Here is an 8136-nt window from a genome sequence, read left to right as displayed (position 1 = left end):
GTCCGCCACCGGGATTTCCGCGGGGTGGTGGTGGCTGAGCCTGGCGTCGAGGTAGATCTGCGCCCGGTCCATGGGAACTCCCGAGCGGAGCATCTCCTTGATGTGGGCGTGGCAGCCGCACGTCGGCTGCTCAGCCGCGGTCACGCCAAACTTTTGCATCATCCGCTCGATACTCTCGAAGGGTGCGGCGGTGGAAATCACCGGGAAAGGCGACGTGGCCAGGGCGACGGAGCGTGCGCCCGCTGCCCGGGCGGTGGAATGCGCACTCACCCGCCGGGCCGCGAAATCCTGCGCCAGCTCGTCCGGGCTGATCCTTGGCAGGGTACAGGCCTCGATCTGTTCCTGCTTCATTTCACTGCTGAGTCGGCGCATCACCGCTGCCCCTCTGGGCAGGCATCTCCCTCACGTGGGACTCGTCCGTGGGCAGGAGGAAAAACGTTTCGGAAACCAGCCATTACTGTTCCTGGATAGAACCGTGAAGCGTTGGCTTAACTTCATTGTTCCAAGCATACTAAGCATGCTTATTTCCTGTCCGCAAGGCAGGACGCATGAAAACGCCACGGAACACGGCGCATTTCGCGGCTGTCCCGGGGGCGGCTCGTGGGGGGTATTCAGGATCTTTTCGCGCCCTGCCGGCCTGTTTTCTGCTCAGACGAGCGGCGGTGCGGCGAGGCTGGCATTGATCTCCGTAGTGACCGACGACGTCGGCGTGGCAGGCAGGAGGCGCGACAAGAACTTCCCGCGGGCTGCTTCGACGAAACCACGGAAAAGGCCGAAGTCCTCGGGCAGCTCCTCCGGGTGCCACTGGATGCCCATGGTGAAGGTGTTCGCGGGGTATTCGATGGCTTCCACCACCTGGTCCTCGCTCCAAGCTGCGGCAACAAGGCCCTCGCCGAGCTTGTCCACCGCCTGGTGGTGGGAGACCGGCACTGGTCCGGGGTGCGCGCCGATCAGCTGCTCAAGCCGGGAGCCCGGCTTGATCTCCACCGGAATCCTGTGGAAGTTAAAGCCGCCGGGCTGGTACTGGCCGTTGCCGATGACGTCGGGCAGGTGCTGGTGGAGGCTGCCGCCAAGCGTGACGTTCAGCAACTGCTCGCCGCGGCAGATGCACAGCAGCGGAACGTCCTGGCGGATTGCCTCCCGGATCAGGGCCTGCTCCCAAACATCACGCTCCCGCCGGGGGGCATCGGTCTCGGGGTGGGCTTCCTGGCCATAGAGGGACGGGTCCACGTCCCAGCCGCCCGGAACCACCAGGCCGTCGAGCCTGCCCACAAGCAGTTCGATCATGCCTGCCATGACGGGCTGGGGAGGCAGCAGGATGGGTACACCGCCTGCAGCGATGATGGGGCTCAGGTACGTCTCGGGCAGGAATGCCGCCCTGACCGTGCCGCAACCATCAGTCCCGGCCTGCTCCAGGTACGTGGTGAGTCCGATGATGGGTTTCATCGCGGCGTCGGTGGTCTGCACAGTGGTCCTTCCGGAAAATATCTCTGCCTCCATTTTATGGCCGCGGAAGGCACTGAATGTTTCGTACAGGTCAAATGCAGGTGTCAAGAAGATCACACCTCCGGGCTTACTCAAGGTCCCGGGGTACCACGGTGAAGCGGCGGTTGCGCAGAGACGGCACCCGGGTCCTGACCGCCGCGATCCGTTCTGGTTCGAGCTCGGCAAAGATGACTCCGGGTGCCTCGCCGGCGTTGGCGATCACCACCCCGAAGGGATCAACCACGATCGAGTATGCCGTAGCCAGCGGCCCGCACTGATTGGCCGTCACCACGTAGCTGGTGTTCTCAATGGCACGGGCGCGCACCAGGGTGTTGAAGTGGTCTTCTTTACCCGGGCCGACGATCCACATGGCCGGCAGCAGCAGGACGTTCGCCCCGGCATCCACCAGGTAGCGGGCGCTTTCCGGAAACCTGAGGTCGTAGCAGGTCAGCATGCCCAGGCGCAGCTGCCCGAAGGGGAGCAGGAAGGGCTCGACGATGGTGGCCTGGCTGATCCCGTCGCTTTCGCGGTAGCCAAAGGCATCGTAAAGATGCACCTTGCGGTACGTGCCCTGAACTGCGCCCTCCGAGTCAAGAGCCACCAAGGTGTTGAAGGGCCGGCCGTTGGGGTTTGCCTCTGTGGTTCCTACAACAACTGGAAGGTGGAGCCCTCTTGCGAGCGCTGCAATCCCGTTGATGAACGGACCATCCAAGGGCTCCGCCACTTCCGCGAGGACAGTTGAGGGTTCGGCGCTGGCATACAGGCTGGACTCAGGAAGTACCAGCAGGTCGGCGTTATTCAGCGCGGCAGTTTCCATCAGCTGTTGCATCTGCACCAGGTTCCGCTGCGGTTCCCTGCCGGCGCCAAACTGCCCGGACGCAATCCTCACTTCGGCCTCCTGCCACCGTGAAATGGCCCCTCACACAGGTTCGCACACCCGGGTCTGCGCGAATAGCCCCGGCGGTACGTTCACGGGTGATCTACCGACTGACCTGCGCAAACGTCGAGGAACACTTGACAAAACCTTGACGAATTACCCGCGAGTAACTTGAGCCACTTCCACGAAGCTATTCCTATCGGAGCCGCACAGGCTCACAAGGTCCCTGCGGTTGCCGCAATAGTTTTTAGGGGTATGACATGAGCAAGGTTGCTGGACGTAAGAAGCGCATCATCGGCACCACCGTCGCACTGGTGGCCATCGGCGGCGGTGCAGCTTTCGCATACTGGACGGCGGCGGGCACTCACGACACCACTGCCACGGCCGGGAAATCCGCCGACTTCGTTGTCACCAGCACGATTGCCGGTGGCCCCCTCTCCCCTGGCGGCCCCGAGCAGGTTGCCACCTTCACGGTGACCAATCCGGGCAGCGGCGTCCAAGAGCTCAGGAGCATTAAAGTAAGCGTCGCGGACACCAATGGCACGCCGTGGATTTCGGGCAAAGGCTGTTCCTATGAAGATTTCGCCTTGAGCGCTCCCTCCTTTGACCCCAAAGAGATCAATCCGGGTCAGAGTGTGACCGGCACCGTGAAGCTCCAGATGATTAACCGTCCCACAGTCAATCAGGACGGTTGCCAGAACGCTTCAGTCCCTCTGCATTTTGAGGCCAGCTGAAGAGGGCAAGGATTCGCCTTCCTGAAGCAGTCCATCAGCTTCGTGGCCCGATGGTGATGCAGTCCGCCTGACCGCTAGCAAGCCCCATTTTCCGGAAGGCCCCCATGTCCACCAACTCCAGCTCCCCCGAAGCCACCCCCCGGCTTCGGCGGGAGCTGGTTTGCCCTAACTGGGTGCTGCGGGGCGGAGTGGGCGCCGTTATGGTCCTTCTTTTTGTGGCTTTCGCAGCCGCTGCTCCCGCTTCAGCGCACTGGCGGGCGTCCGGATCCGGAAGTACGACGGCGTCAGTCGCCACGCTGCTTCCGCCCACCAACGTTTCGGTCCCGGCAAGCAGCAACTCAAGTGTTGCCGTCAGCTGGACAGGGTCCGCCGGCGCGGTGGTCCCGACGGGCTACTACGTCACCCGGATTACCGGTTCCACAGCCGTGGCCGCTTGCGGCTCCAGCCTGACAACGCCCATTGCAGGCATCACCTGCACAGACTCGTCTGTCCCGGAAGGCACACACCGTTACCAGGTAACGGCCGTCCACCGTTCCTGGACAGCCGCCGGCCTGGCGAGCGGCGAGGTGAGGGTAACCAACTTGCGCGACCTCTCCTTCACCCTGCAGCCGCCGTCAACGGTCACTGCAGGCTCACCGTTCACCCTCAAGGTGCGGGCAACCTTGGCTGGCACACCCTTGCCCGGAGTACCGGTGACTATCACCATTGCCAACAATGCTGGGGGTGGAACCCTGAGTGGCATAACAGCTGACACAACGGGCCTCTTTGATCCAGCGACGTTCAGCGCTCTATCAATCGATAAGGCCGGCGCGGGCTACACGCTGATCGCTTCCAGCCCTGGTTACGCCGGCGCTGTCAGCAGCAGCTTCACGGTGGTCCCGGCCGCAGCCACCAAGCTGATAGCCACCAGCGGTGCAGCTCTTACGGGCCCGGCCTCAAGTGCCGCAACCCTTGGCCCGGTGACCCTTCAACGCCAGGATCCTTATGGCAATGCCGTTACTGCCGGAACGTCCAGCTTCTCGCTCGCCACCAGCTCCGCCGGAGCCAGCATTTTTGCTGCCACGGCAAACGGTGCAAAGGTCTCGACTGTGACCATCCCAGCCGGGTCCTCGTCGGCGTCGTTCTTTTACGGGGACACCAGGGCCGGAACCGCAACCATCACTGCAGCTTCTCCGGGGCTGGCGGCTCCCGCACCGGTCACCGCGACCATCACCGCCGCAGCACCGGGCCGACTCAAGTTTGATGCCCTTCCCACCACCATCCTCAAGAACACACCCATCACGCCGCCGGTGACCGTCCACGTTCTGGACGCCTTCGGCAACCCGGTGGATAGCTCTGCTCAGGTCATGCTTCAGGCCAACTGCAGCATCAAGGGCACGCTCACGAGGGCGGCAGCATCAGGCCTCGTCTCTTTCCCCGACCTCGAAATCGCCGGGAAAGCTTCAGGCTGCGTCCTGACGGCCAGCAGCAGCACCCTCGCCACGGACACCAGCACCCCTTCAACGCAGACTAGGAACGCAGACTAGGATCGCTAAAACCAGGGGGATAGAAGGACTGTATGACAGGCGCCAGCAGGCAGGAGCAACGGCCCGCCGGTGAGACCGGGCCGCCGGACCTGCAGCACCCCCGCTTCGCCCGGGCCTACGTGCGGGCAGTGGAGGAGATGAACCGCCGCGGCGGCACGGAACACCGGCGAGCCAATCCTTGCAGGCCTGGGCGGGACCGTCATCGAAATCGGCGCCGGTAACGGCTCGGCCTTCGCGCTCTACCCGGAAACGGTCACCCAGGTCCTGGCCATCGAACCTGATGACCTTTTACGAGCACGTCCGTTCCCACAACCGCCTACTGGCCGCAGCCGAAGACTTGCTCACCCCGGCCTGGCAGCTGATGGCCGGCGGTTCGGCTTCTCGGCCGGTCCCTTGGCCCCTCCTGTCGCGCACATCCTGGGCACAGCCACCAGCCCCGGAGGCCCCAGCGAGGGTTGATTTGCCCCGCGTTCCCGGAGTCCACAAGGCCCCTCCTGCAAGCGACTGCCTAGGAGGCCGGGGAACCGGCTCGGCGGAGCCGGTCCGGCGGGTGCAGGTCGATGATCGGGAGGTGCCCGTCGGTGCGGATGGCGTCGCCGCCACCGTTGCGGTGGTGGTAGCCGCTGGAGTAGTGGAGGATCACGTGCACGGACTCAACGGCGCTCGCCGAGCGGAGGGTCTCTATGATGAAGTCGCGTTCCTCGTCCGTGCGGTCGGCGATCTTATGCGTGATCTGGAAAGTGAACAGGGAAAGCCCGACGCTTCGGTCGTAGGTCCCTGCCCCTACCCAGTCCACGGCCAGGCCGCCGGGCAGCATCCAGCCGGCCGGGCACTTCCAGAACCGGACGTGGTGGCGCTTACGCGGATTCCCGTCGATTTCCCGCTGGAAGGCAAGGTCCTGCTTGTTGCCAAACACGTAAAGCGAGCTGACTGGGGCTTGCGGGTAGCTGCGCCCCAGGAGAGTCGAGGTCAGGGTCCGCCAGGCGGTGGCCGGGGTAATGGGATCAGCTTCCACCCAACCCGCCGTCCGCATCGCCTGGCGCAACTCCTCCTCGGGTCCCACTACGGCGAGGTTCACGGGATCACCCAGTACGCCGTCGCCCGTCCTGGTCCGCCCGATAAAGTAGTCCGGAATGTACAGGCTGCTGAGGATCTTGTGGATGCGCGGCAGCAGCGCGTAGGCCAGGATCAGCCAGACGGGCAGGAACACCCACGCCTGCTCCGGCCCGCGCGAAAGCCGGGCGAGCAGGAAGTAATAAACAGCCCAGCCCACGGCAATGGTCACCACCAGGTACAGCAGCCGCTGCAGGACAGCGAGGACGGTGGCCCACCTGCTTTGCCGGCGCTCCACCGCGCTGCTGGGACGCGAGTGGTCCGGCTCTTCCGGAATGGCCCGCTTCCGGCCAGCGTCGCCAGTGGACGTCACAGTGCTTCTCCTTTCGGTCGCAAATCCAATGACCAGCCTAGAAGGTGCGGCCGGAAGCCTGCAGCCCACCGTCAGCAGGATCGAAGGAAACCCGGTTCACGCCGGAAGGTTCAATTGCTCCACGATGACCCGCGACGTTTCAGAATGCCCAAGGATCCGGAAATGCCCGGCCGTGGGCAGCTCGATGTTGGTGGCACCCGGCAGGACACTGCCCTCGGGAATGTGCGGATCGAACGGCCCGTAAATGGAGGTGATGCGGCTGTTGATGGTTTCCTCGCGGGCCAGCTGGAGGGTCAGGGCGTTATGTGGGGAGAAGATCCGCAGGCTGGGCAGCAGCATGAACTTGGCGTAACGCGACCCGGAAAACGGAGTGCACACAGCGATCATCCGCTCAATCCGGTGCTCCGGATCCAGGTTCAGCATCGCGTACTTTCCGATGAGCCCGCCTTTGCTGTGCGCCACAATGGCGGTGTCCCGCAGGCCCGCCTCCTCCAGGTGCTGGGCCACGAGCCTGGCGGCAGCGGGGACGTCCAGGCTGTTCCGCTGCAGCACGGTCACGACGTGAACGGGATGGCCGGCGTCGTGGATGCATTGGATGAGGGGCAGCATAAACTGCCAGTTTTCATACACGCCGGGGATGATCACCACGGGTGCCCGGTGTCCCTGGTGGAAGGAGCCGGGCTGCACGCGGGAGAGCATGCTTCGGACCTGCCAGACGCCGGCATATAAATAGTCCTCCAGCCACCACACGCCTTTTTGCAGCGCGCTGATTCGCGTGGGCGTACCCGTTGCACTCATCTGTTGAGGATAGCGCCCCGTCAGTAGTTCCGCCGGTGCTTGAGCCGGGGAATCACGGCGGCGAACACGGCCGCCGCCGCGAACCCCAGTACGCCCGTGGCTGAGATCCCGGCGCCCAGGGATGCCAGGGCCGTCACCGCAGAGAGGAGGACAGGCCCGCCGGTGGACCCGGCGTCGGCCATGAACCGCCAAAGCCCCAGGAACTGGCCCCTCCCCCGGTCTGGAGAGAAGTCCGCGCCCAGCGTCATCACCAGCCCGGAACTGATCCCGTTGCCGAACCCGATCAGCAGCGCCGCCAGCAGCAGCCCCACAAAGGATCCCGTGAGCGGAATCAGCAGCAGCGCCACGCCCATCAGTAGGGTGGATGGGACGGCAACAAACTGGCGGCCCTTCCGGTCCATGAGCTTGCCGGCCGGATAAAACACCAGCATGTCGATGGCCCCGGAAAGCCCGTAAATCAGGGAGGCCGACGTGGCGTCCATGCCCAGGTGGTCGGCCCATAGCGGGATAACCACCTGACGGGACGAGCGCAGTGCGCTGAGCAGCAGGATCCCGACGCCCACGCTCAGGAAGACGCCGGCGTGGGAAACCGCCACACTGCGGAGGGTGGGCTCCGGGCCGGTACTCCCGCCGTCGTGCGTATCTGCCAACTCGAGGTCCGGGATGGTGAGGGACAGCAGCGCGGCGGCAGCCATCGCCACCACGCCCACCCAGTACGCTCCGCCGATGCCGGAAAACTGCATCACGGCCGCGCCCAGGAACGGGCCAATGAACACGCCAATCCGGTTCACACCGCCCAGCGTGGACAGCGCCCGAGCCCTGAACGCCACGGGAACAGCCTCGGTGAGGTACTTCTGCCGCGCCAGTCCGAACACCGCACCGGACATTCCGACGACGGCCATCGCCACCGCTAACAGCCACAGTCCGTTGGGGACCAGGGAGGACAACGCGGCTGCGGCGAGCGCCAGCCCGGCCGCGACGGCGGCACCCACGATGGCCCAGCGCTCGCCGAACTTGAGGGTCACCAGCGATGCGGGCAGGTTGAAAAACCACGAGCCCAATCCGATCAGCGTGACGATCAACGCCGCGAGTGCAACGGAGGCGCCAAGGTCGCGGGCGCTGAGGGCTACTACCGGAAGGATGGCTCCCGTGCCGATTCCGTACAGCAGTGTGGGGCCGAAGGCGGCCACCGCGATGGCGCGCAGGCTGAAAGGCTGGGAGTGGTCCGGGAAAGTCATCAGATTTATCCTAGGGCGGCCTGCGGCGGGGAAATGAAAAGCAAACTTTAAG

8 protein-coding genes are annotated in these 8136 nt (G+C 64.6%); 2 read left to right on the top strand and 6 right to left on the bottom strand.

The window, feature by feature from the left end; all coding sequences use genetic code 11:
• From AC5RWX_RS27670 to AC5RWX_RS27660, 3 genes are all read right to left on the bottom strand, one after another.
• On the bottom strand, positions 1-351 hold a 351-nt coding region (locus tag AC5RWX_RS27670; protein ID WP_494099460.1), incomplete at its 3' end, for a glutamate-cysteine ligase family protein.
• A gap of 297 nt (positions 352-648) precedes the next feature.
• A complete protein-coding gene (locus tag AC5RWX_RS27665; RefSeq protein WP_494099459.1) occupies positions 649-1467 on the bottom strand; it encodes a gamma-glutamyl-gamma-aminobutyrate hydrolase family protein in 819 nt (272 codons plus the stop codon).
• A gap of 106 nt (positions 1468-1573) precedes the next feature.
• Complete coding sequence (locus AC5RWX_RS27660; protein WP_494099458.1) at positions 1574-2374, bottom strand: carbon-nitrogen hydrolase family protein; 801 nt, start codon at positions 2372-2374, stop codon at positions 1574-1576.
• A gap of 248 nt (positions 2375-2622) precedes the next feature.
• Here AC5RWX_RS27660 and AC5RWX_RS27655 point away from each other — a divergent pair, with 248 nt between their 5' ends.
• Complete coding sequence (locus AC5RWX_RS27655; RefSeq protein WP_494099457.1) at positions 2623-3096, top strand: hypothetical protein; 474 nt, start codon at positions 2623-2625, stop codon at positions 3094-3096.
• Positions 3097-3200: 104 nt separating this feature from the next.
• Positions 3201-4622, top strand: a complete 1422-nt coding sequence (locus tag AC5RWX_RS27650) for a hypothetical protein (RefSeq protein WP_494099456.1) — start codon at positions 3201-3203, stop codon at positions 4620-4622.
• 508 nt (positions 4623-5130) lie between these two features.
• On the opposite strand, the gene AC5RWX_RS27645 is transcribed toward AC5RWX_RS27650, so the two are convergent.
• The 3 genes from AC5RWX_RS27645 to AC5RWX_RS27635 form a co-directional block, all read right to left on the bottom strand.
• The gene (locus AC5RWX_RS27645) at positions 5131-6048 is read right to left on the bottom strand and encodes an LssY C-terminal domain-containing protein (protein ID WP_494099455.1); all 918 of its coding nucleotides are present in this window, start codon (positions 6046-6048) and stop codon (positions 5131-5133) included.
• A gap of 96 nt (positions 6049-6144) precedes the next feature.
• A complete protein-coding gene (locus tag AC5RWX_RS27640; protein WP_494099454.1) occupies positions 6145-6846 on the bottom strand; it encodes an esterase/lipase family protein in 702 nt (233 codons plus the stop codon).
• Positions 6847-6866: 20 nt separating this feature from the next.
• Entirely contained in the window at positions 6867-8084 is a 1218-nt protein-coding gene (locus tag AC5RWX_RS27635) for an MFS transporter (RefSeq protein WP_494099453.1), read from the bottom strand.
• Between the last annotated feature and the right edge of the window lie 52 nt (positions 8085-8136).

The organism is Arthrobacter sp. SPT-J7 (genome assembly GCF_059089965.1).
The sequence above is the reverse complement of the archived record's forward strand: the minus strand, read 5'-3'. Positions and strand labels throughout refer to the sequence as shown.